The 22,366-nt window shown below is 69.5% G+C and carries 23 protein-coding genes; 10 read left to right on the top strand and 13 right to left on the bottom strand.

Translation table 11 applies throughout. From position 1 onward, the window contains the following. Nucleotides 1-2 precede the first annotated feature (2 nt). Nucleotides 3-173, top strand: a complete 171-nt coding sequence (locus tag ABD156_RS38945; protein ID WP_344286035.1) for a hypothetical protein — start codon at nucleotides 3-5, stop codon at nucleotides 171-173. A gap of 89 nt (nucleotides 174-262) precedes the next feature. Here the strand turns inward: ABD156_RS38945 and ABD156_RS38940 are convergent, their stop codons facing one another. Together ABD156_RS38940 and rlmN are read right to left on the bottom strand one after the other, a co-directional pair. Continuing rightward, nucleotides 263-541: a hypothetical protein gene (locus ABD156_RS38940; protein WP_344286034.1), complete on the bottom strand. Its 279-nt coding sequence runs from the start codon at nucleotides 539-541 to the stop codon at nucleotides 263-265. A gap of 28 nt (nucleotides 542-569) precedes the next feature. Then, nucleotides 570-1,676 carry a dual-specificity RNA methyltransferase RlmN gene (gene rlmN / locus ABD156_RS38935; protein WP_116200044.1) on the bottom strand — a complete coding sequence of 369 codons (1,107 nt, stop codon included), beginning with the start codon at nucleotides 1,674-1,676 and terminating at the stop codon, nucleotides 570-572. A 400-nt stretch (nucleotides 1,677-2,076) separates the two neighbouring features. Between rlmN and ABD156_RS38930 the strand changes: the two genes are divergently transcribed. Both ABD156_RS38930 and ABD156_RS38925 read left to right on the top strand, forming a co-directional pair. After that, the gene (locus ABD156_RS38930) at nucleotides 2,077-2,652 is read left to right on the top strand and encodes a papain-like cysteine protease family protein (protein WP_377926119.1); all 576 of its coding nucleotides are present in this window, start codon (nucleotides 2,077-2,079) and stop codon (nucleotides 2,650-2,652) included. A 4-nt stretch (nucleotides 2,653-2,656) separates the two neighbouring features. Continuing rightward, nucleotides 2,657-3,421, top strand: a complete 765-nt coding sequence (locus ABD156_RS38925) for an LPXTG cell wall anchor domain-containing protein (RefSeq protein ID WP_344286033.1) — start codon at nucleotides 2,657-2,659, stop codon at nucleotides 3,419-3,421. A gap of 40 nt (nucleotides 3,422-3,461) precedes the next feature. On the opposite strand, the gene ABD156_RS38920 is transcribed toward ABD156_RS38925, so the two are convergent. After that, complete coding sequence (locus ABD156_RS38920; protein WP_344286032.1) at nucleotides 3,462-3,797, bottom strand: winged helix-turn-helix transcriptional regulator; 336 nt, start codon at nucleotides 3,795-3,797, stop codon at nucleotides 3,462-3,464. 47 nt (nucleotides 3,798-3,844) lie between these two features. Here ABD156_RS38920 and ABD156_RS38915 point away from each other — a divergent pair, with 47 nt between their 5' ends. Beyond that, nucleotides 3,845-4,798, top strand: a complete 954-nt coding sequence (locus ABD156_RS38915; RefSeq protein WP_344286031.1) for an NAD(P)H-dependent flavin oxidoreductase — start codon at nucleotides 3,845-3,847, stop codon at nucleotides 4,796-4,798. Between the two features lie 38 nt (nucleotides 4,799-4,836). Here the strand turns inward: ABD156_RS38915 and ABD156_RS38910 are convergent, their stop codons facing one another. Beyond that, complete coding sequence (locus tag ABD156_RS38910) at nucleotides 4,837-5,739, bottom strand: LysR family transcriptional regulator (RefSeq protein ID WP_344286030.1); 903 nt, start codon at nucleotides 5,737-5,739, stop codon at nucleotides 4,837-4,839. A gap of 87 nt (nucleotides 5,740-5,826) precedes the next feature. On the opposite strand from ABD156_RS38910, the gene ABD156_RS38905 reads away from it, so the two are divergent. Continuing rightward, complete coding sequence (locus ABD156_RS38905; RefSeq protein WP_344286029.1) at nucleotides 5,827-7,083, top strand: aspartate aminotransferase family protein; 1,257 nt, start codon at nucleotides 5,827-5,829, stop codon at nucleotides 7,081-7,083. 1 nt (nucleotide 7,084) lies between these two features. Here ABD156_RS38905 and ABD156_RS38900 read toward each other — a convergent pair whose 3' ends face one another. Beyond that, on the bottom strand, nucleotides 7,085-7,606 hold the full coding sequence (locus tag ABD156_RS38900; RefSeq protein WP_344286028.1) for a DUF3558 family protein: 522 nt from the start codon (nucleotides 7,604-7,606) through the stop codon (nucleotides 7,085-7,087). 176 nt (nucleotides 7,607-7,782) lie between these two features. Here ABD156_RS38900 and ABD156_RS38895 point away from each other — a divergent pair, with 176 nt between their 5' ends. Then, the gene (locus ABD156_RS38895; protein WP_344286027.1) at nucleotides 7,783-10,134 is read left to right on the top strand and encodes a penicillin acylase family protein; all 2,352 of its coding nucleotides are present in this window, start codon (nucleotides 7,783-7,785) and stop codon (nucleotides 10,132-10,134) included. Here ABD156_RS38895 and ABD156_RS38890 read toward each other — a convergent pair. Next, nucleotides 10,118-10,519, bottom strand: coding sequence for a hypothetical protein (locus ABD156_RS38890; RefSeq protein ID WP_344286026.1), 402 nt, complete (start codon nucleotides 10,517-10,519; stop codon nucleotides 10,118-10,120). The two genes, ABD156_RS38895 and ABD156_RS38890, sit on opposite strands and share 17 nt — an antisense overlap. A 182-nt stretch (nucleotides 10,520-10,701) precedes the next feature. On the opposite strand from ABD156_RS38890, the gene ABD156_RS38885 reads away from it, so the two are divergent. After that, entirely contained in the window at nucleotides 10,702-11,946 is a 1,245-nt protein-coding gene (locus ABD156_RS38885; protein ID WP_344286025.1) for a sensor histidine kinase, read from the top strand. Beyond that, nucleotides 11,931-12,575 (top strand): response regulator transcription factor, encoded by a 645-nt coding sequence (locus tag ABD156_RS38880; protein ID WP_344286024.1) that lies wholly within the window; start codon nucleotides 11,931-11,933, stop codon nucleotides 12,573-12,575. Before ABD156_RS38885 ends, ABD156_RS38880 begins: the two co-directional genes overlap by 16 nt. A 43-nt stretch (nucleotides 12,576-12,618) precedes the next feature. Here ABD156_RS38880 and ABD156_RS38875 read toward each other — a convergent pair whose 3' ends face one another. Beyond that, nucleotides 12,619-14,271, bottom strand: a complete 1,653-nt coding sequence (locus ABD156_RS38875) for a glutamate--tRNA ligase (protein ID WP_344286023.1) — start codon at nucleotides 14,269-14,271, stop codon at nucleotides 12,619-12,621. 183 nt (nucleotides 14,272-14,454) lie between these two features. Here ABD156_RS38875 and ABD156_RS38870 point away from each other — a divergent pair, with 183 nt between their 5' ends. After that, complete coding sequence (locus tag ABD156_RS38870) at nucleotides 14,455-15,126, top strand: PadR family transcriptional regulator (RefSeq protein ID WP_344286022.1); 672 nt, start codon at nucleotides 14,455-14,457, stop codon at nucleotides 15,124-15,126. Here the strand turns inward: ABD156_RS38870 and ABD156_RS38865 are convergent. Further along, entirely contained in the window at nucleotides 15,060-15,884 is an 825-nt protein-coding gene (locus ABD156_RS38865; protein WP_344286021.1) for a class I SAM-dependent methyltransferase, read from the bottom strand. The genes ABD156_RS38870 and ABD156_RS38865 overlap by 67 nt on opposite strands. Before the next feature lie 102 nt (nucleotides 15,885-15,986). Here ABD156_RS38865 and ABD156_RS38860 point away from each other — a divergent pair, with 102 nt between their 5' ends. Further along, nucleotides 15,987-16,829, top strand: a complete 843-nt coding sequence (locus ABD156_RS38860) for a VOC family protein (RefSeq protein WP_344286020.1) — start codon at nucleotides 15,987-15,989, stop codon at nucleotides 16,827-16,829. Nucleotides 16,830-16,832: 3 nt separating this feature from the next. On the opposite strand, the gene ABD156_RS38855 is transcribed toward ABD156_RS38860, so the two are convergent. From ABD156_RS38855 to rpsB, 5 genes are all read right to left on the bottom strand, one after another. Continuing rightward, a complete protein-coding gene (locus tag ABD156_RS38855; RefSeq protein WP_344286113.1) occupies nucleotides 16,833-17,714 on the bottom strand; it encodes a phosphatidate cytidylyltransferase in 882 nt (293 codons plus the stop codon). 281 nt (nucleotides 17,715-17,995) lie between these two features. Beyond that, a complete protein-coding gene (gene frr / locus ABD156_RS38850; RefSeq protein WP_344286019.1) occupies nucleotides 17,996-18,553 on the bottom strand; it encodes a ribosome recycling factor in 558 nt (185 codons plus the stop codon). Nucleotides 18,554-18,602: 49 nt separating this feature from the next. After that, nucleotides 18,603-19,349: a UMP kinase gene (pyrH, locus tag ABD156_RS38845; RefSeq protein WP_344286018.1), complete on the bottom strand. Its 747-nt coding sequence runs from the start codon at nucleotides 19,347-19,349 to the stop codon at nucleotides 18,603-18,605. A gap of 96 nt (nucleotides 19,350-19,445) precedes the next feature. Further along, nucleotides 19,446-20,261, bottom strand: a complete 816-nt coding sequence (tsf, locus tag ABD156_RS38840) for a translation elongation factor Ts (protein ID WP_344286017.1) — start codon at nucleotides 20,259-20,261, stop codon at nucleotides 19,446-19,448. An 82-nt stretch (nucleotides 20,262-20,343) separates the two neighbouring features. Continuing rightward, complete coding sequence (gene rpsB, locus ABD156_RS38835; protein ID WP_344286016.1) at nucleotides 20,344-21,246, bottom strand: 30S ribosomal protein S2; 903 nt, start codon at nucleotides 21,244-21,246, stop codon at nucleotides 20,344-20,346. Nucleotides 21,247-22,366: the final 1,120 nt, after the last annotated feature.

The following is a 22,366-nucleotide window of genomic DNA, read 5'->3' as shown; positions in this document are numbered from 1 at the left end:
GTATGTGCTACGACCTGGCGGACGGGGAACATGTCTCAGCGTCGCTCGACGAGGATCAGATCCGCGCACTCGAGGTGATTTACTGGCCGGGCGGCGTGTCAGTATCGGTTAACGGTGACTTCGCCGTCTTCGATCAGCAGGGAAACAAGCTTCACGATTTGTGGGGCGGCTGACAGATCGAGCGCCGCGTCGGCCAGCCGAGGACGCACCAGCACACCCTCGACATGGACACGAAGCAGTTCCCGAGCGACCGGCTGAATGATCAGCGGGCGAGCCAGGGAGCGAGCAGCTTCTCCAGATCAGCATCCGACAGCGCTCGCGGACCGCCGTGGAACTCGTGCCACCGCGTGGCGTCGCGTGCGGAGGTGTACTCGACGTCGAAGGCGCGCATCAGGACGTACATGAAGCTTCCCGAATCGAACCGCTCGCCCAGCAGGGCGCGAGCCGCGCGGGCCACGTCCACCGCGGTCTGCGGACCGTTGACGTCAGCCAGCTTCAGTTCCTCAGCCGCCGGATCGAGCAGGCTCGGCGCACACAACAAGACAACTACTCCACTCTGAACTATTCGCTCAACCTTCGGCGGCGAGCTGTCCGCAGGCCGCCGCGATGTCCTGACCGCGCGTGTCCCGCACCGTGCACGCGACACCACCGGCATTCACCAGCCGCACGAATTCGCGCTCCACCGGCTTCGGCGACGCATCCCACTTCGAACCCGGCGTCGGGTTCAGCGGAATCACGTTCACATGCACCAACTGGCCCAAGTGTTTCCGCAGCCGCTTCGCGAGCAGCTCGGCCCGCCACGGCTGATCGTTGATATCGCGGATGAGCGCGTACTCGATCGAGACACGGCGGCCCGACGTGTCCGCGTAATACCGGGCAGCCGAAAGAACCTCGTCCACCGACCACCGGTTGTTCACCGGCACCAACGTGTCCCGCAGCTCATCGTCCGGAGTGTGCAGCGACACCGCCAGCCGCACCTGCATCTTTTCGTCCGCCAGCTTCCGGATCGCCGGGGCCAAACCCACCGTCGACACCGTCACCGAACGCTGACCGATACCGAGACCACCCGGTGCTGGATCAGTGATCCGGCGCACCGCGGCCACCACGCGCTTGTAGTTCGCCAGCGGTTCGCCCATGCCCATGAAGACGATGTTCGACAGCCGGCCCGGGCCGCCCGGCATTGAGCCGTCTCGCATGACTGCGGCGGCGTCTCGGACCTGGTCCACGATCTCCGCGGTCGAGAGGTTGCGGTCGAGGCCGCCCTGGCCGGTCGCGCAGAAGGGGCACGCCATGCCGCAGCCAGCCTGGCTCGAGATGCACAGCGTCGCGCGGTCCGGGTAGCGCATGAGCACGCTCTCCAGCAGCGTCCCGTCGTGCGCGCGCCACAGGGTCTTGCGGGTCGCGCCGCCGTCCGCGGCCAGTGCGCGCACCTCGGTGAGCAGCGGCGGCATCAGGTCGGCCACGAGCTTGTCGCGCGAGGCGGCCGGGATGTCGGTCATCTCCGCCGGGTCGACGGTGAGCCGCGAGAAGTAGTGGTTCGACAACTGCTTGGCGCGGAACGCCTTCTCCCCCAGTTCGACCACGGCCTCGGCTCGCTCGGCCACCGTGAGGTCGGCGAGATGGCGCGGCGGCAGGCCGCGCTTGGGCGCGTCGAAAACAAGAGGGAGGGCAGTCATGACCGATCAAGTGTCTCATACGCGCGAAACCCGCGCCGCTCCCCCTCCGCCGCGGCGGGCGAAGCGGGGCAGCGCGGGGCACTGGCGCGGTCCGGCCGGTCCGGCGGAATGACGTCCGACGAACGACGGCGCCGGATCAACGGAAAAACACCCTACGAAGGTCGGATTGCCGAATGCTTTCCGGGATGAATTCCCCTACAATCGACGCCGGGCCCGCTTTGGAGCGGCACAAACAAATCGACCGGCGTAGAAATATCCGCCGCCGCGAATCGGCGACGGAATACCGCCGTTAGTCGGTAGTGGCCGCGTTCCCGGCGCGCGTACCGTTCTGTGCGCCTCACCCTTCCCCACCGGTCCGGTAATTCCCCGGACCGGCCGGTCTTCCCCTTTGGAGGATCCCGTGAAAGTGCCCTCTTCCATTCTGCGCGGAATCGCGGTGGCCGCGGCGGTCGCCTCGGCCGCGATCGCCGTTCCCGCCGCGGCCGACGCAGGCGAAACGAACATCTCGATGCAGGCCCAGCAGAAAGACCAGTGGTGCTGGGACGCCAGCGGCAACACGATCGCCTCGTTCTGGGGCTATTCCCTGACCCAGACCCGGTTCTGCCAGATCGCGCACAACGAGTCCGGCAGCGACTGCGCCAACAACCAGGGCTACCTCAGCGACCAGCAGAGAGTTTTCAGCTACCTCGGGTTCCGCAACGTCGGCTCCTACAATTCCAACGGCTACCGGCTTTCCTTCTCCGGCATCAAGAACCAGATCGACGCCGGGCAGCCGATCGGCACCCGGATCGGCTGGACCTCCGGCGGCGGCCACATGCACGTCCTCTACGGCTACGACGACTCGAACGGCGGCAGCATCGTCGAATACGGCGATCCGTGGCCGTCGAACAACCGCTACAACTCGATGAACTACAGCTCCTACGTGTCCAACAACCAATTCGACTGGACCCACACCGTCTACGGAATGGTGGGCTGAGACGATGCTGCGAACCATCCTCCGCACCACAGTCCTTTCCGGAGCCGTCGCCGCCGCTGTCTTCGCCGCGAACCCCGCGTTCGCCGCGGAGCCGACCGGGCCGTCCCCTTCGGACACCGCCGCGATCTCCGGGTTGCTGGCCAGCCCTGGCACCTCCGCCCGGCTCGCGCACACGAAGTTCCCCGGCGCGGCACCGGCGGCAGCGCACGCCAGCCGCGCCGCCGCCGATGCCCAGACCCAGATCCCGGTCTACGAACCGACCGCGGCCTTCATCAACGGCGAGTCCGACGTCCCCGCCGCACTCGCCTACGTCGCGTCTCCGGCCCGCCTTGCCGACGGCCGGGAAGCGACCGTCTGGGCACAGCCGAGCAAAGCCGGCTGGCAGGTCATCAACGTCGCCTCCGGCAACGACGAGCAGGCCCACGCGGCGGCCGCGCACGGCGGCTATCTGCTGCACGAACCGCAGGTCAACGCCTGGTACTCGGTCAACGGCAACACCGTGACGGTCCTCGACGGCGCGGTCTCCGGCGTCCCGGCAGGCACCCGGGTCACCCTCGCCGCCTACCGCGCCGAACTGCAGAAGCGCTACGGCGACAAGCTGCCCGGCTCGACCTACGACAAGACCGGCGCGGGCGGCGGCTACGCCGTTCCCGCCCCGAACACCGGCTCGGACGGCAACCCTGCCACCGCACTCGCCATCGGCGGGGCGGCTGTGGCAGCCGCGGGCGGCGCGTTCTTCCTGCGCCGCCGTTCCCAGCACGGCAAGTGATCACCCCGGCAGGGGCGCGCCCGCCGCGCCCCTGCCGCGATCAGTCGTCTTCGAGAGCCTCGGCCCATCGATCCGCCCACGACACGAGCGGCCGCAGCGCCTCGAACGCCTCCCGGCCCAGCGTCGTCAGCACGTAGTGCGATTCGTCGGTCTGCCGCACCAAACCGGCGTCGGCGAGTTCGACCAGGCGTTGCCGCAGAACGCTCGAAGACATCCCGTCGCACCGCTGCTGCAGCGCACGAAAGCCCAGAGCGTCGACCTGCAGTTCCCACACGATCCGCAGGCACCACCGCCGCCCGAAGAGGTCGAGCGCGGCCATCAGCGGACGGCCGGTCGTGGAGCCCCGGACCGGCTGTCCCGGCTTCGGCGTCGCCATCCGAATCTCCTTGTGCTTCGATTTCCGAAACACTAACATCGGCCGCCATGATTCGATTTCCGAAGCAGGTCTGCGCCACGCTCGGCATCGACGTGCCGATCGCGCAGGCCCCGATCGGTTCGGCGGCGACGCCCGCGCTCGCCGCGGCGGTCTCGAACGCGGGCGGCCTCGGAACTCTCGCGCTCACCTGGACCGACCCTGACGAGGCCGTCCGCCGGATCCGCGAGGTGCGCCGCCGCACGGACCGGCCGTTCGCGGTCAACCTCGTGCTCGACGTCCCGATCGACGACGTCCTCGACGCCTGCCTCGCCGAGGACGTCCCGATCATCTCGACCTTCTGGGGCGACCCCGCCAAAATCGCCGCGCGGGTCAAGGACGCGCAGCTGATCCACACCGCGGGTTCCGTCGCCGAAGCCCGGCAAGCGGCTGAGGCAGGCGTCGATGTCGTTGTCGCCCAAGGCTGGGAAGCGGGCGGACACGTGCGCGGCCAAGCCTCGACGCTCGTGCTGGTGCCCGCTGTCGTGGACGCGGTCGCGCCGATTCCCGTACTCGCAGCGGGCGGAATCGCCGATCGCCGCGGGCTCGCCGCAGTGCTGGCCCTCGGCGCGCAAGGCGGCTGGCTGGGCACCCGCTTCCTGACCGCGACCGAAGCCGCGACCCACGATTCCTACCGCGAAGCCGTGCTCGCCGCGGAACTCGAGGACGCCGTCCACACCCGTTGCTTCGACGGCGGCTGGCCCGACGCGCCGCACCGCGTCTTGCGCAATTCGACGCTGACGCAATGGGAAGCGGCAGGCGAACCGCGCACGGAACGCCCCGGCGAGGGCGACGTCGTGGCAACGGATGCGACCGGAAACCCTTGGCGGCGCTACGACGACATGATTCCCGTGCCGGGCATGACCGGAGACCTCGAAGCGCTGGCGCACTACGCCGGGCAAGCCGCGGGATTAGTCCGAAACACAGCCCCGGCGGCGGAAATAATGGCGGACCTGGTCGGCTAGCGTTCCGCGAGCGTCAGGTCGACGTTCGCTCGGGTGGCCTAAGCCTGTTCCACCGCCGCCGGAAGCTCGATCGGCTGCCGCAGCGCGTCGAGCACCGCGTTCACTGCCGCCCGCCGTGGCGAACCGCGCCGGGTGACCGCGACGATCGTGCGCGTCACCGGCGTCGCCAGCGGTTTCGTCGCGACCCGGTACCGCGGATCCACCGCCAGCCCGGGCAGCAACGCGATCGACAGCCCGGCCTCGACGTGCTGCAGCGTCATCAGGTAGTTGCTGAACCGGCACACCGCGCGCGGCTCGAACCCCGATTCGCGACAGAGCCGCAGCGTCAGATTCGCCATGTAGGACGGGGGAATGTCGAGCGCCCACGGTTCGCCGGCGTAGTCCGCGAGCACCGCGGGCCCAGGCGGCTCCGGCCGGTCGAGCGCGGTGACCAGCACGATCGGGTCGGTCGCCAGCCGGATGATCTCGAGGTCGGGGCCGAGCGGCAGGTCGGCGAAATCGGTGGTGGTGATGACGACGTCGCTGTCGCCCGCCCGGAGCGCGGGGACGCTTTCGTGCGGTTCCCGTTCCGCCACCTCGGTTTCCAGCCGCGGATAGGTCTGCGCGAGCCGGGTCGCGGCGGGCACGGCGAAGGTGTGGATCGCGCTCTGGAACGCACCGATCCGCACCAGCCCGGCCGGTTCGTCGCCGCGCAGTTCGGCCTCGACCGCGTCGAGATGGTCGAGGATCGCGCGTGCCTGCCGGGCCAGTTTCTCCCCGGCGGGCGTCAGCCGGACGCGACGGCCGGTGCGTTCCAGCAGCCGGGTGCGGGTTTCGGTCTCCAGCACCGCGAGCTGATGCGACACCGTGGAGGCGCTGAGATTCACGTCCTGCGCGACCGCGCGAACAGTGCCGAGCACGGCAAGGCGGCTCAGGAGACGCAGCCGCCACGGGTTCAACATGACCCCATCGTTGTTCGATGCCATCGCACAGGCAAGCGGAAACTGTGAGATGGACGCGGCGCTCGGCACGGCTCTACCGTCGAAGCCATGGGCACCGACACCTTCTGGTCCGACGTCGACCGGCATCTCGTCCGCTACGCCGGCCCCGGCTCGTTCACCGGCGAGATCATCGACCGCGCCGAGGGCAGCTTCGTCTTCACCGAGGGCGGGCGGAAGATCCTCGACTTCACGTCCGGGCAGATGAGCGCGATCCTCGGGCACGCGCATCCGGAGATCGTCGAGACCGTCCGGAAGCAGGCCGCCAAGCTCGACCACCTGTTCAGCGGGATGCTGAGCCGCCCGGTCGTCGACCTCGCGCGGCGGCTCGCCGAGACGCTGCCGGACCCGCTGGAGAAGGCGCTGCTGCTCACCACCGGAGCCGAGTCCAACGAGGCCGCGCTGCGGATGGCCAAGCTGGTGACCGGCAAGCACGAGGTCGTCTCGTTCGCCCGGTCCTGGCACGGCATGACGCAGGCCGCGGCGAGCGCCACCTACAGCGCGGGCCGCAAGGGCTACGGCCCCGGAGCGCCCGGCAACTTCGCCATCCCGGTTCCCGGCGCGGACTGGGAGCGCCAGCTGGACCTCGCGTTCGACCTGATCGACGCGCAGTCGGTCGGCAGTCTCGCCGCGTGCCTGGTGGAGCCGATCCTCAGCTCCGGCGGGATCCTGGTGCCGCCGCCGGGGTATTTCCAGGCGCTGCACCGGAAATGCCGGGAACGCGGCATGCTGCTGATCCTCGACGAAGCACAGACCGGGTTGTGCCGCACCGGAACCTGGTACGCCTTCGAGCACGACGGCGTCGTCCCGGACATCCTCACGGTGTCCAAAACGCTCGGTGCCGGTCTGCCGCTCGCCGCCGTGCTGACGAGCGCGGAAATCGAGCAGGAAGCCCACGAACGCGGGTACCTGTTCTTCACCACGCACGTCTCGGACCCGCTTCCCGCCGCAGTCGGGAACACCGTGCTGGACGTGCTGATCCGCGACCGCCTCGACGAACGCGCCCGCCGGCTCGGCGACCGGCTGCGCGCCGGCCTGGACGAAATCGCGGCGCGGCACGAGTCGGTCGACGAGGTCCGCGGCCGGGGACTGCTCGCCGGACTGGAGCTGAGCGGCGGCGGCCCGGACGCGGACAAACTCGGCGCCCGCGTGACGCAGCGATGCCTCGAACTCGGGCTGCACATGAACATCGTGCAGCTGCCCGGGATGGGCGGGGTGTTCCGGATCGCGCCCCCGCTGACCGCCTCCGACAACGAAATCGACCTCGGACTGTCCATCCTGGACGAAGCGATCGGAGACGTCTCGTAGCTCAGCGCGGAATGCGGCCCGCGATGGCCGTCGCCGCCTTCTTGGCAACGTCGCAGGTGTCCCCCGAGCCTTTGTCCTGCACGGCGGCAAAGACCAGCTCGTTGGTCGTCACGGCGAGAATGACGGCGCAGCTGTTCTGCCAAGAGCCGCGGGTGTCCATAGTGCCCGCCTTGTACCCGGCGATGTCGGAGATCGGCTTGACCATCGAGCCCTCGAACTGGACGGCATAGCCGTCGGCATCGACCTCCGAGATGGTGACGCTGTAGCCGGGGCCCTCGCACCGGCGGCCGTCGGCCTTGGGCGCGGCACTGCTGTCCTGGCTGCTGAGCTCGGGCACGTCAGCGGGCTTGAGCAGGCTGCACGGATCAGTGTTCGCGAGCGGGGTGCCAGTCTTGGCGTCCGGTAAGGCGCTGCTTTCAGCGGTCACGACATTCTTGTCGCCGCCCTCGGTGCTGCTGCCGCAGGCCGCCAGCCCCAGCCCACCGGCCAGAACCGCAGCAGTCGTCGCCACCACACGTCGCATCGCATCCCCCACGGGTTCGGTCTGAGCCGGGACAGTACTGAAGAAGCTCCCTAGCGGCACCTTGGACGACCGCTCACGGCGTCCGGTTCCCCCTACTCGTCCCGGTTCAGGGGTGGGTCCCCGCGACCGCCGCGATTAGCGTGCGCGGGGTCAATGCTGCTGCCGGGGGTGGGGAAATGCGGTCCAAAGCTACCGTCCTGATACTCGTTCTGACGTTGCTCGGCACCACCCCAGCCTCCGCGAGCCCCGCCATCGCTCTCGACGGCCTCTCCCGCCCGGTCGACCTGCTCGTCGACAAATGGGGCGTCCCGCACATCTACGCCGCCAACACCTCGGACCTGTTCTACGCGCAGGGATTCACCGTCGCCCGCGACCGGCTCTTCCAGCTCGACACCTGGCGCCGCCGGGGGCTCGGGTTGCTCAGCGAGGTCCTCGGCGAGTCCTATGTGGACCAGGACCGCGCGGCCCGGCTCTTCCTCTACCGCGGCGACATGAAAAAGGAATGGGCCGCCTACGGTCCCGAAGCCAAGCTCGCCGCCACCCGGTTCGCCGAGGGGATCAATTCCTACGTCGACTGGCTCGCCAAGCATCCGGAAGCGGCCCCGCCGGAGTTCGGCAAGCTCGGCTACCAGCCGTCGCGTTGGCAGCCCGAGGACGTCGTCCGGATCCGGACACACGCGATCGGCGAGAACCTGATGTGGGAGGTCGCCCGCGCGCAGATGGTGTGCCAGGCCGGGCCGAACGCGAGCAAGTACCTCCGCGGCCTGCACCCCGATCACGAGGCCGCGGTGCCGGAAGGTCTCGATCCCTGTTCAGTCCCCGGCGACGTGCTTTCCGTGTACAACAAGGCAACCGCGGCCGTCACGTTCCCGAAGGGCGTCGCCGGGCCGAAGGACATCGCCGACGCCACCAGCGGCAGCAACTCGTGGGCGATCGGCCCGGACCGCACCGCCACCGGACGGCCGATCCTCGCCAACGACCCGCACCGAGGCGCCGACGCGTTGCCGTCCGGTCGTTATGTCGCCCAGCTTTCCGCCCCCGGCCTGAATCTCACCGGAGCCGGCGAGCCGTGGAACCCGGGCATCGCCATCGGGCACAACGATTCCGTCGCGTTCGGACTGACGAACCTGCCGGTCGACCAGACCGACCTCTACGTCTACGAACTCGACCCCGCCGACCACAGCCGGTACCGCTACCGCGACGGCTGGGAGCCGATCACCAAGGTCACCGAAACCATTCCGGTGCTGGGCGGCCGGCCGGTCACCCGCGAGCTGTCGTTCACCCGGCACGGCCCGATCGTGAAGGTCGACGAAGCGGCGAACCGGGCGTTCGCCGTCCGCACCGCGTGGACTGAGCCGGGCAGTGCGGCCTACCTCGGCAGCCTGAACTACCAGCGGGCTCGCGACTTCACCGAGTTCACCGCCGGGATGCGCAACTGGGGCGCGCCCGGATCCAACCTCGTCTACGCCGACGTCCACGGCGACATCGGCTACGTCCCCGGCGCGCTGACCCCGCGCCGCACCGGGGCCGGATACGACGGCCTCCTGCCCGTCCCCGGAGACGGCCGCTACGAATGGAACGGCTTCCACGCCAACTCCGAACTCCCGTGGCAGCACAACCCGCCGGCCGGATTCTTCGCCTCCGCCAACGATTACAACCTTCCGCCCGGCTTCCCGGTGGTGTCCAACTACGAGTGGCAGCTGCCGTACCGCAAGGAGCGGATCGACGAGCTGATCAAGTCCACGCCGCGCGCCCGCGTCGCCGATTCGCTCGCCATCCAACGCGACGAAAAGTCCTTGCTGGCCACGCGGCTCGCCCCGTTCCTGCGCAACCTGTCGTCCACCGATCCGGACACCGCGAAGGCACTCGAACTCCTGCGCGGTTTCGACGGCGTCGCCTCGGTGGATTCCGCCCCGGCCGCGCTGTACGAAACGTGGCTGCTGAAGTACCTCCACGGCGGCTGGGCGCACACGATGCTCCCGCAAGCCGCCGCGGACGTCCTGTCCCGCACCATCAATCCGGACTTCAGCCTCGTGCTCGCGTCCTTCGCCGACCCCGACGCGTGGTTCGGCCCGGGCGGCGCGGCCAAGCGTGACAAGCTGATCCTCGACACGCTCCCGCTCGCTTTCCGCGACGTCGCCGGAAAACTCGGCGGCGACCCGGCGAAATGGCGCTGGGGCTCGCTGCAGTACCAGGAGTTCGCGCATCCGGCGGGCGGCCCGAACGTCGGCCCGACCCCGGTCGGCGGCGACTACCAGACCGTCCACCCGTCGTTCTTCCATCCGCTCACCTACCAGCAGATCATCGGCGCGACCTTCAAGATGGCGCTCGACGTCGGCGACTGGGACGCGTCGCGGGCGATCAACGCGCCCGGCCAGTCCGGCGATCCGCGCAGCCCGCACTACCGCGACCTGAACGACCTGTGGGCGTCCGGCGGCTCGTTCCCCCTGCTGTCGAGCCGCGCGGCGGTCGAACGGAACCTCGACACCCGGATCCGGCTGGTCCCGAGGTTCACTTCGGGAAGCTAGCGCGCAGCCGGACAAGCGGGACCGCCGCGCAGGCGAGCAGCACGGCGCAGGCTGTCTGCAGCAGCAGGAACCAGAACGGGCACGCGCCCGGGATCAGGTCGACGCCGACGAGAGCGACCGGAGCGACGATCGAGACGAGCCGCGCCCGCTGATAAGCCCGGTTCGACCCCTTCGCCGCGAGCGAGACCAGCCAGTACACGATCACGGCGCTGACCGGCACCAGGGCGGACCGCGTCCACATGAAGCTGGTCGCCGTGCCGGTGGAGGCCGCCAGGGCGACGATCGTCCCGAAGACGGCGGCGCCCGCCACTCCGTAAGCCACGACGAACCCCTTCACGAGGCCGAACGGACGCTGGGCGGCGGCGGGGCGTTCGATGGTCTGCATTGCTGTTCTCCCTTGTGGTTTCCCGTTGTGCCAGCAACGCTAGAAAGCCGCGGCCCGGCCCGGTATGGGCCTGGCCGCACAAGGGGGTGGGCCTGGACCCACTCCTGTCCCGCGACGGCGGGAATCCGGCGTTTCGTGGTGCACAGTGGACCCCGAAGCCGGATGGACAGGGGGAAGAAACGATGCGACAGCTACGGTCCTGGATGCGCGACTGCGGGGTGGGATTCGTCCGCGCCGCCCAAGCCGCGGGCGTGGCCCTGCTGATACCGGTGGTGTGGGCGGCCGCGGTGGGCCTGTGGCAGCTGTGGGGCGGCAGCGCGTGGTCGTGGATCGCGCCGTTCGTCTGGGCGGCGATCGGGACGCTGCTGCTGGCGAAGCCGGTGTGCCGGATGACCCGGACCATGGTCGCGAACTGGACCGGGATCGTGCTCCCGCCCGGATACCGCGAACTGCCGCCGATCACCCAGCTCTCGACCGGTTACTGGTGGAACGGCCACTCCTACTCCCGCTCCCGGGAGGACGCCCGGCGCGAGCAGCGGATGAAGAACTGGCGCTACGACCCGGCGACCTGGCGGGACCTGCGGTTCGCCCTCCTCGCGCCGGTCTCGTTCGGCCTGGTCGCGCTCGTGCCGCTGCTCGGCGTCGTCGCGGCGGTCCTGGCGCTGACGGCCCTTCCCACCGGATACCTGTCCGGTCTGCTGGTCACGATCGCGACCGCGCCGTACGCGTGGCGAAGCGTCATCCCGGTCGCGACGCGGTTCCTGGGCGCGTCCGCGACGATGGAGCTAGCCGACCGCGTCGACACTCTCACCGCCTTGCGCGCGGACACGACCATCGCGCAAGCCGCGGAAATCCGCCGCATCGAACGGGATCTGCACGACGGCGCGCAAGCCCGGCTGGTCGCGCTCGGCCTCGCGCTGGCGACCGCGGAGAAGCTGATGGAGACCAATCCGGAGCAAGCCAAGGAATTGCTGCGCGACGCCCGGGCCGGCGCGGCCACGTCGCTCACGGAATTGCGCGAGCTGGTCCGCGGCATCAGCCCGCCGGTGCTGAACGAACGCGGCCTCGCCGACGCTGTCCGCGCGATGGCGATGGACCTGCCGCTCGACGTAGCGGTCGAGACCGATCTGCCGCAGCCGCTCGACCCGCCGATCGAATCCGCGCTGTACTTCGGGATCGCCGAACTGCTCGCCAACGCGGTGAAGCACTCAGCCGCGTCGCACGTCCAGGTTTCCCTTCTGCAGGAAGGGAATCAGCTGCGCGCGGAGGTCGAGGACGACGGCCGCGGCGGGGCCGAAATCCACCCGGAAGGCGGGCTCGGCGGGCTGCGCCGCCGGCTCGCGGTCTTCGACGGCACGCTGGAGATCACCAGCCCCGAAGGCGGGCCGACCCGAGCGTGGATGATGGTGCCATGCGCATCGTCGTAGCCGAGGACCTCTACCTGCTGCGGGACGGATTGGTCCGGCTTCTGCAGGCCTACGGCCACGAGGTGGTGGCGACCGCGACGACCGGTCCGGAAACCGTCGCCGTGCTGCGGGAACACCGGCCGGACGTGGCCGTGGTCGACGTCCGGATGCCGCCGACGCAAACCGACGAAGGCCTGCGCGCGGTGCTCGCCGCGCGACGCGAGACGCCCGGGTTGCCGGTGCTGATCCTGTCGCAGCACGTCGAGCAGCTCTACGCCCGCGAACTCCTGGTCGGCGGGGCCAGCGGCGTCGGATACCTGTTGAAGGACAGCGTTTTCGAGGCCGAACAATTCATCGACGCCCTCGAACGCGTCGCGGCCGGCGGCACCGCGATGGACCCGGCGGTGATCTCGAAGCTGCTCACCAGCGGATCACCGGATCAGCGGCTCGGCACGCTGACCGACCGCGAGCGTTCGGTGCTGGAACTGATGGCGGAAGGGCTGTCGAACACCGCGATCGCCGGGCGGCTGTTCCTGAGCGAAAGCGCGATCAGCAAGTACACGACGTCGCTGTTCGGCAAGCTCGGCATCACCGACGACGAGACCGGCAACCGTCGTGTCCTGGCCGTGCTGACGTACCTCAACTCGTGAGTGCTGATCACGGTGAGAACCGCGATCAGCACTCACGACGGGGTCAGTTGACCAGATTCCCGAAGCGGCGCAACGTTTCCTCCGCGCCCAGCGCCTGCGTGATCGAGTGCAGATCCGGGCTGCGCGTGGACCCGGTGATCGCGATCCGGATGATCTGCGACGCCTCGCGGATCGACCCCGGGTACGCGTCCGGGTCCTTCTTGAGCTCCTTGGCGTTCTTGGCGAAGCCGTGCTTCGCCGCGACGTCGCGGATCTGCTGGAACCACTCCTGGCCGTCGTCGAGCTGCTGGTACGCCGACACGAAGTCCGACGCCACCGCGCGCACGACGTCCGCCGGAACGCCCAGCGCCGCGATCCGCTCGTCCTCGGGACCGGTCGCCGCCTGGTGCAGCTGCGGGAAGAAGAACCCGTAGACGGCGCGGAACTCGCTCCACTTCTTCAGGTCCTTGCGCGGGTTCTCGACGCCTTCGCGCTCCACCGCCAGCGCGCGCAGCGCCAGCTCCCGCGAGGACTCCAGGACCGCCTTCAGCTCCGGGTCGAAGCGCTCGGCCCACTCCAGCACCGACGCGAGGATCTCCTCGCCGGACAGCGTCGCGACGTAGTCGGCGGCGAGGTCGTCCAGCTTCACCAGGTCCACGAGCGGACCCGCGACGCCGCACTCGTCGAGGTTGATCGGCGCGTCGAGCGCTTCGGCGAGCGGCATCTCGGCGAGCCGTCCGTTCGCCAGGCCGCGCAGGTAGTACAGCACCGCCGGAACCGGGTAGCCGGCTTCGAGGTAGAAGTCGACGGAGGCTTCCGGGTCCTTGCGCTTGGACAGCTTCCGCTTGCTGCCGCCCTCCTGCTTCATCAGCGGCGCGATGTGCGCGTACTGGATCGGCTCGAACCCGAGCGCGTCGAAAAGCTGCTGGTGCGTCGGCACCGACGAGATCCACTCGTCGCCGCGGATCACCAGGTTGACGCGCATCAGGTGGTCGTCGACCGCGTGCGCGAAGTGGTAGGTCGGCAGCCGCGGGCTCTGGTCGGAGCTCTTGAGGATCACCACGTCGTTGCGGTTGGCCTCGGCCTCGATGGTGCCGCGGATCGCGTCGGTGAAGCGCACGCGCTGCCCGGTGTCGTCCGGCGCGCGGAAGCGGACCACCCACGGCTCGCCCGCGTCGAGCTTCGCCTGTACGTCGGCCGCGTCGGCGTCGCGCCAGATCGCCCACGAGCCGTAGTAGCCCGTCGGGAGCTTCGTGGCCTGCTGCCGTGCGGTGATGGACGCCAGTTCGTCCTTCGTCGCGAAGTCGATGTACGCGCGGCCTTCGCGCAGAAGGTGCCGTACGTAGGTGAGGTAGATCTGCTCACGCTCGGACTGCCGGTACGGGCCGTACTCGCCACCGCGCACCGCGTCCTCGTCGGCCTGCAGCCCGAAGTACGCGAAGCCGCGCTCGAACTGCTCCAGCGCGCCCTCGACTTCGCGCGACTGGTCGGTGTCCTCGACGCGCACGAGGTAGCGGCCCTCGGAACGGCGCGCGACGTCCTGGTCGATCGTCGCGACGTAGATGCCGCCGATGTGCACGAAGCCGGTCGGCGACGGGCCGAACCGGGTCACCTTCGCGCCGTCGGGCAGCTGCCGGGCCGGATAGCGCTGTTCCCAGTGCTCAGGCTCGGGCAGATCCGCGGGGAACAGGGCGTCGATGACCGCACGGTCCAGCATCGGAGGTCGGGTCTCCCAGGTCGTTCGGGTGTTTTCGCTAGTGCTTCGAGTATCGCCGACCGCCGTCTCCGCCGGTCGCTCAGGTCCCCGGGTTGCCGGTCCGGTTGTCGGCACGGTTGCCAACCGACCGTTTCCGATATATCGTGAACGTGTCGCAACAGTTCGAGAAAGGAAAACAAGACCATGAACCGACGACGACACCCGTTCCCCGGCGGACGCTCCTTCCCCGGCGGACATCACGAACACGGAGAACACGAAGAGCACGGACGGTCCTCTTTCGGCCCCTGGGGCCGGGAATTCGGCGAGTTCGCCTTCGGGCCCGGCGGGCGCGGACGACGCGGCCACGGTCCGGGCGGCGGACGCCGGGGCTCCCGGCGCGGCCGGCGCGGCGACGTGCGGGCGGCGATCCTCACTCTGCTCGCGGAGCAGCCGCGGCACGGGTACGAGATCATCCGCGAGATCGGCGAGCGCAGCGGCGGGCTCTGGAAGCCCAGCCCCGGCTCGATCTACCCGACCCTGCAGATGCTGGCCGACGAAGGCCTGGTCGTGAGCCGCGACGAGAGCGGGAAGAAGCTCTTCGAGCTCACCGACGAGGGCCGCACCACCGCCGAGCAGCAGACCGGCACGCCGCCGTGGGAACACTTCACCGACGACGTCGAACCGGTCGAGCACGACCTGCGCAAGGCAGGCGCGACGCTCGCCGCGGCTGTCGTGCAGGTGATGCGCGCGGGCAGCGAGAACCAGCAGGCCCGCGCGGTGGACGTACTCAACGAGGCACGCCGGTCGATCTACTCGATCCTCGGCGAGGTCGAAGACTCGGATGATTCGGCCGAGTCCGGAGAGGCAGCCGAGTGACCGGGCAGGACGAGGCCGGTGGGCTTGACGCGGCAATGCACGCGATAGCCCACCGGCAGCGTCACTTCGCCCGGCCCCGGGTTCAGCTGCCGCGTGTCGGCGATCGCCCGCTGCGCGACCTTCGCGCTGAACTCGATCTTCAGTACTGATTCCGCCGCGGCGAAGTCCGCGAAGCGCCAACGCGTGCGTACGCGCCGGCAGTTGAAGCCGTGCGCGGCGAAGAAGCGTTCCACCGCAGGCGGGTCGTAGTGCGGCAGATCTGCTCGCATCCACCCGCCGTACGGCTCACTGGTCACGTCGAGGTCGACGATCACGATCGATCCTCCGGGCCGCAGCACCCGTTCCGCTTCGCGCAACCCGGGTTCGCAGCCAGGGCCGAAGAAATACGCGGTGCGCGCGTGCACGACGTCCACACTGGCGTCGTCCGCCGGCAACCGCTGCGCCCGTCCCACGCGAACCCGCACGTTCTCCAGATCCCGCACCCGTCGCTCCGCGTCCCGCGCGAGCGGCGGGTGCGGTTCGATTCCGAGCACCGAACGCGCGTCGGCGGCGAAGACCGGCAAGTGGTATCCGTCACCGCAGCCGAGATCGAGAACGTCGCGGCCGGTCCAATCGGACTCTTCGCGCAGTACGCGCCAGATCTCGCCGTCCGCGTCCTGCGCCCGGTTTTCGACGTCGTAGACGTCCTGGTAGTACCAAATGTTCGGGCTGGGAACGACTTCTCCGGACGCCGCCGGACCGCGGAAGAACCAGCGCACAACACTCCTCTCCGGTCACGGGACGCCGTCGGCTTTCCCGCTCAGAGCGTAGAACCCCGCCCCGCCGAATACACTTCTCCCTCATCGGGGAGGAGACACGCAATGTCGATCGGCTGGCCAGGCGCCCGGACGATCCCGGCAGGATTGCCCTGCTGGGTCGAGGTGGCGTGCCACGACGAAGCCCGCACCCAAGACTTCTACTCCCGCCTTTTCGGCTGGGAATACGAAACCCGGCGCGATCCCGCGTCGCCGACCGGCCGGTACTCCATCGCCTCGTGCGACGGGGTCGCCGCCGGTGGTCTATACCAAGCAGGCGCCCGCAGCGCGCCCGGCTGGACGATGCAGCTCGCGGTGCCGCACACGGCGAGCGCGGCCGAATGGGTCGAGCACCTCGGCGGACAGGTGACGCTGGGACCGGTCGCGATTCCCGACCGCGGCAGCATCGTGCACGCGATCGACGCGTGCGGCGCGCCGGTGGTGTTCTGGGAAGCCCCGCCGGACTGGCAGTTCGCGGGCGGCGTGCCCAACACGTTCAGCGGCGCGGACCTCAACACGCACGACGGCGTGGCCGCGGACCACTTCTACACCAAGCTGTTCAACTACTCGAGCCGTCAGGTCGGCGACGGGGAAAGCGTTGACTATGCCGAATATTCCATTGAGCACACGGCGGTGCTGTACCGCTACGTGATGGGTCCCGAATACCGCCGGGACACTCCCCCGCACTGGCTCGTGTACTTCGAAATCGACCCCGCGCGCGGAGCGGACGCGACGGCAGGCGAGGCGCTGATGCTGGGCGGTTCGGTGGTGATCGAGCCGTACGACACGCCGTTCGGCCGCACCGCGATCCTCGCCGATCCGGACGGCGCGGTGTTCGCGGTGATCGACCACTCGCGGGTGCTGGAAGACGTGGGCCGCGCCGAGGTCGACGACCCGTACGACGACTGAGGATCAGGCCGGAACGAAGGCCGACAGCAGCAGCCACGACACGACGGCCGAGGGCAGCAGCGAGTCGAGGCGGTCCATGATGCCGCCGTGGCCGGGCAGCAGCGTGCCCATGTCCTTGATGCCGAGGTCGCGTTTGATGAGCGATTCGACGAGATCGCCGAGCGTCGCGGTGAGCACGATGGCAGCGCCGAAGATGACGCCCTGCCAGGCGTGGCCGTCCAGCATCAGGCTGATCGTGAGCACGCCCGCGGCGATGCCCGCGATCATCGAACCGGCGAAGCCCTCCCAGGACTTCTTCGGGCTGATCGTGGGCGCCATCGGGTGTTTGCCGCCGAGCACGCCGGCGATGTAGCCGCCGGTGTCGGAAGCGACCACGCCGATCAGGAAGGTGAGAACCCGGCCGACACCGTCGTGCGGCGGCACGAGCATGGCCGCGAACGCGCCGAACAACGGCAGGTACGCGGCGGCGAAAACGGAAGCGCCGACGTCGCGCACGTAGCCCTTGGCGCCGCCGGGCAAGCGCCACAGCAGACAGGCGAGAACGGTGAGCACGAACGCGGTGAGCGCGCCTTCCCGGCCGAACGGCCAGGCCAGCCAGATCATCGCCTGCCCGCCGACGAGCACCGGGATCAGCGCGACCTTGGTGTCCGCGACGCGGCGTAGCACGCCGGAGAACTCGAACGTGCCGACCGCGATCGCGGCGGCGATGACCCCGATGAAGAGGAACCGGACGGTGACCAGGGAAACGATGATCGCGGCCCCGAGCAGCAGCCCGACGCCGATCGCCGCGGGAAGGTTGCGCCCGGCCCGGGACGCCTTCTTCTCCGGCTCGGCTTTCGCGTCGTCCGCGGGTTCGCCCCCGTCCGGAACAGGCTCGCCGTTCAGGCCCTTCGCCGACGCACCCTTGTGCGCGGCTTTCGCCTTCTTGGCCGGCCCGTCCGCGGGAACGCCTTTCGCACCCTTCACCGACGCGTCTCCGGTTTCCGCCTGCTTCCCCGACGCGGCACCGGATTCCGCGCGCGAAGCCGCCGCGGAGTCCGTTTTCCGCCGCACGGCAGGGTTTTCCGGAGCCGGTTCCGGCCGCGACACCGGGTCCGGCTCGGCGGCCGGGTCCGGTGGCGGGATGTCGCTCACCCGCTCGTCGCGTTCCTCGCTCACCTGGCTCATCAGACCTCGAGCAGCTCGGCTTCCTTGTGTTTCACCAGCTCGTCGACCTGGTGCACGTAGGTGTCGGTGAGGTTCTGCAGCTCCTTCTCAGCGCGCGCGACCTCGTCCTCGCCCGCTTCGCCGTCCTTGGCGATGCGGTCGAGTTCTTCCTTGGCCTTGCGGCGGATGCTGCGGATCGAGACGCGGGCGTCCTCGCCCTTGCCCTTCGCGACCTTCACCATCTCCTTGCGCCGCTCCTCGGTGAGCTGCGGGATGACGATGCGGATGACGTTGCCGTCGTTGCTCGGGTTGACGCCGAGGTCGGACTCGCGGATCGCCTTCTCGATGGCGTTCAGCTGCGTCTGGTCGTAAGGCTTGATCAACGCCATCCGGGCTTCCGGCACGTTGACGCTGGCCAGCTGGTTCAGCGGGGTCGGCGCACCGTAGTACTCGACGACGATGCGGGAGAACATCGACGGGTTGGCCCGCCCGGTGCGCACCGACGTGAGGTCTTCCTTCGCGACGGACACCGCTTTTTCCATCTTCTCCTCGGCGTCGAGGAGGGTCTCGTCGATCACGGCTACTCCCGGTGTTGTGTTGTCGGACCTGAGCTTGATCCCAGCAGGTCTAGGCGGACGCCTCGTCGGCGGGGGTGGAGACCAGCGTGCCGATCCTCTCACCGCCCACCGCGCGGGCGATGTTGCCCTCGGTGAGCAGGTTGAACACGATGATCGGCATCCGGTTGTCCATGCAGAGGCTGAACGCGGTGGCGTCGGCGACCTTGAGGCCGCGCTCGAGCACCTCGCGGTGGGTGATGTCGGTGAACATCTTCGCGTCCGGGTCGGTCTTCGGGTCCGCGGTGTAGACGCCGTCCACGGCCTTCGCCATCAGCACGGCTTCGCAGCCGAGTTCGAGCGCGCGCTGCGCGGCGGCGGTGTCGGTGGAGAAGTACGGCATGCCGACGCCGGCGCCGAAGATCACGACGCGGCCCTTCTCGAGATGCCGTTCCGCGCGGCGCGGGATGTAGGGCTCGGCGACCTGGCCCATCGTGATCGCGGTCTGCACGCGTGTCGGGAGGCCTTCCTTTTCCAGGAAGTCCTGCAGCGCCAGGCAGTTCATCACGGTGCCGAGCATCGCCATGTAGTCGGCGCGGTCGCGGTCCATGCCGCGCTGGGAGAGCTCCGCGCCGCGGAAATAGTTGCCGCCGCCGATCACCACCGCGATCTGCACTCCCGTGCGCGCGACGTCGGCGATCTGCTGGGCGACGGAGTGCACGACGTCGGGGTCGACGCCCACCGCGCCGCCGCCGAACATCTCGCCGCCCAGTTTCAGCAGCACCCGGCGGTACCCGCCCTCGACCCGGTCCTCACCCATGTCTGTCGCCTCCTGCCCCTCGGTAGACCCGACTGTGCCCCGTCCCCGATGCGCGGAGACGGGGCACAGTGCCAGAACCTAGTCCCAGTGCCTCGCTCAGGCCTGGCCGACCTCGAACCGGGCGAACCGGGTCAGGGTCACGCCCGCCTCGTCGAGCAGGGCCTTGACGGTCTTCTTGTTGTCCTTGACCGACGGCTGCTCGAGCAGCACGTTGTCCTTGTAGTACGCGTTGACCTTGCCCTCGATGATCTTCGGCAGCGCCTGCTCGGGCTTGCCTTCCTCGCGGGCGGTCTGCTCGGCGATGCGGCGCTCGTTCTCGATGATCTCGGCCGGCACCTCCTCGCGGGTCAGGTACTTCGCGCGCAGCGCGGCGACCTGCATGGCGGCGCCGCGGGCGGCGTCGGTGTCGTCGCCGGTGAACTCGACCAGCACGCCGACGGCCGGCGGGAGGTCGGAGCCGCGGCGGTGCAGGTAGGTCGCGGTCTTGCCCTCGAACGACACCACGCGGCGCAGCTCGAGCTTCTCGCCGATGCGGGCCGACAGCTCCTGCACGACCTCGTTGACCGGCTTGCCGTCCAGGTCGGCGGCCTTGAGGGCCTCGACGTCGCTGGACTTCAGCGCCTTCGCGGCCTCGACGATCTTCGCCGCGAGCTGCTGGAACTCGTCGTTCTTGGCGACGAAGTCGGTCTCCGAGTCGAGTTCGATCATGACGCCGCCGTCGCCGGCGACCAGGCCCTCGGCGGTGGCGCGCTCGGCGCGCTTGCCGACGTCCTTGGCGCCCTTGATGCGCAGGAACTCGACAGCCTTCTCGAAGTCGCCGTCGTTCTCCTCGAGGGCCTTCTTGCAGTCCATCATGCCCGCGCCGGTCATCTCGCGCAGGCGCTTCACGTCAGCGGCGGTGTAGTTCGCCATCGTGTTGAATCCGTCCGTTTCAGGTACGTGTGCGGTGAGCGCCGTCCGGGCGGCCCTGCGCGGACCGCCCGGACGGGGTGGATCAGGAGTTGGCCGGAGCCTGCTCGCCGTTCGCTTCCGCGGTCTCGGCGGCCGCGGGGGCCTCCGCCGCGGCAGCCGTCTCGGTCGCGGCGGCGGCCTCGGTCGCGTCGGCGGCGGCGGTCTCCGAGCCCGCGAGAAGCTCCTTCTCCCACTCGGCCAGCGGCTCGTCCGAAGCACCGGTCTCCGGCTTCGCGTCGGCCGAGGCGCCGTTGCGGCCGGAGCGGGCCATCAGGCCCGCGGCGGCGGCCTCGGCGACGACCTTCGTCAGCAGCGCGGCGGAACGGATCGCGTCGTCGTTGCCCGGGATCGGGTAGTCGACCTCGTCCGGGTCGCAGTTGGTGTCGAGGATCGCGACGACCGGGATGTTGAGCTTGCGAGCCTCGCCGACGGCGATGTGCTCCTTCTTGGTGTCGACGATCCACACCGCGGACGGCACCTTGGCCATGTCCCGGATGCCGCCCAGGGTCTTCTCGAGCTTGTCCTTCTCGCGGGTCAGCGTGAGGATTTCGCGCTTGGTCAGTCCGGTGAAACCGCCGGTCTGCTCCTGGGCCTCGAGCTCCTTCAGGCGGAGAAGGCGCTTGTGGACGGTCTGGAAGTTGGTCAGCATGCCGCCGAGCCAGCGCTGGTTCACGTAGGGCATGCCCACGCGCGCGGCCTCGTTGGCGATCGCTTCCTGCGCCTGCTTCTTCGTGCCGACGAACATGATGGTGCCGCCGTGCGCGACGGTTTCCTTGATGAACTCGAACGCACGGTCGATGTACGTCAGCGTCTGCTGCAGGTCGATGATGTAGATGCCGTTGCGCTCGGTGAAGATGTAGCGCTTCATCTTCGGGTTCCACCGACGGGTCTGGTGCCCGAAGTGCACGCCGCTGTCGAGCAGCTGCTTCATGGTGACGACGGCCATTGCCGGAATCACACCTTCTCTGTACTCGCGCGCTCCCGCTGTCGGTCTTTCGATCCGCCCGCGGAGGCGCTGTTCCGGTTAGTCACCCGCGACCGGGAGGTCGTGGGCCCTGGTGCCGTAGCCGATGCCCGGACCCGCGGGTTCGGCAACGCGAAACCCCAGGGACCGCCGGACACCGTGCGCCCCTCCGTCCGGGTTCCCGCCGAAGCGGCCCGTCCGGGGACGCGCGCACGTGCACGCGAAGTCAGCCCAGCGAGTGGGCTGCGGGATTGATTCTACTCCCCGCCACCAGGCCCGCCCCTGCGGGCAGCCTTCGCCCGGCCCGGGGTTGTCCACAACTGTGTCCGCCTGTGGACAACTGCCACCGAAAGGCCGGTTCCCGTCGGCCGGTGGATGACCATGGAGGCATGACCACTACGCGACCATTCTCCGCCGTTGCCGCTTCTGCCCGACCTGCCGATTCTCGCGCCAACCGGAGTGCTCCCGGCTCGGCACCCTCGCCTTTTCCCCGCCCGGACCGGGAAGCGAGCAGCCAGTCCGGTTCGCGGCTCAGTTCGTCGCCGCTCAGTCCGTCCCCGCTCAATCCCTCCCCGCTAAGTCCGTCCCCGCTCAGTTCGCCGCAGCTCAGTTCGCCCTCGTCGTCACTGCAGCGGTCAGTGCCGTCGCCGTCCCCATCGCCGTCGCCGTCCCCATCGCCGTCCCTGTCTCCGTCCCCGTCCCCGTCCTCGGCGTCGGAGTCGGCGTCGGCGTCGGCGGTGTATCCGTCCTCGTCCTCGGCGTCGGAGTCGGAGTCGGAGTCGTCGGCGGCCGAGATGCCGCACCCAGTAGTCCTGGCAACGACCGCCCTGCTCGCCCAGCACCCACCCGCGGCAGCCGCGCTGCTGAGCCCGGACGACACAGTCCCGCCCGCCACCTCAGCGCATCCACTCCCCCGGAGCGGCCGTCACCGCAGAACACCCGCCAGACCGCGGAGAATCCGCCGTGCTTGGGCTCGCGCGAAGTCCGCCGCAGGCACAGTCACCCGCTACGCCCTGTTCTCCTCCCGCAGGCTCCTCCGCCCACCCCGCCCCCGAACCGCACCCACGCTCCTGCCGAGGATCCGAATCTCCCTGCCCTGCGA

This window comes from Amycolatopsis albidoflavus, assembly GCF_039525725.1.
Classification (GTDB): domain Bacteria; phylum Actinomycetota; class Actinomycetes; order Mycobacteriales; family Pseudonocardiaceae; genus Amycolatopsis; species Amycolatopsis albidoflava.
This window is presented reverse-complemented; position numbering and strand designations above follow the sequence as displayed.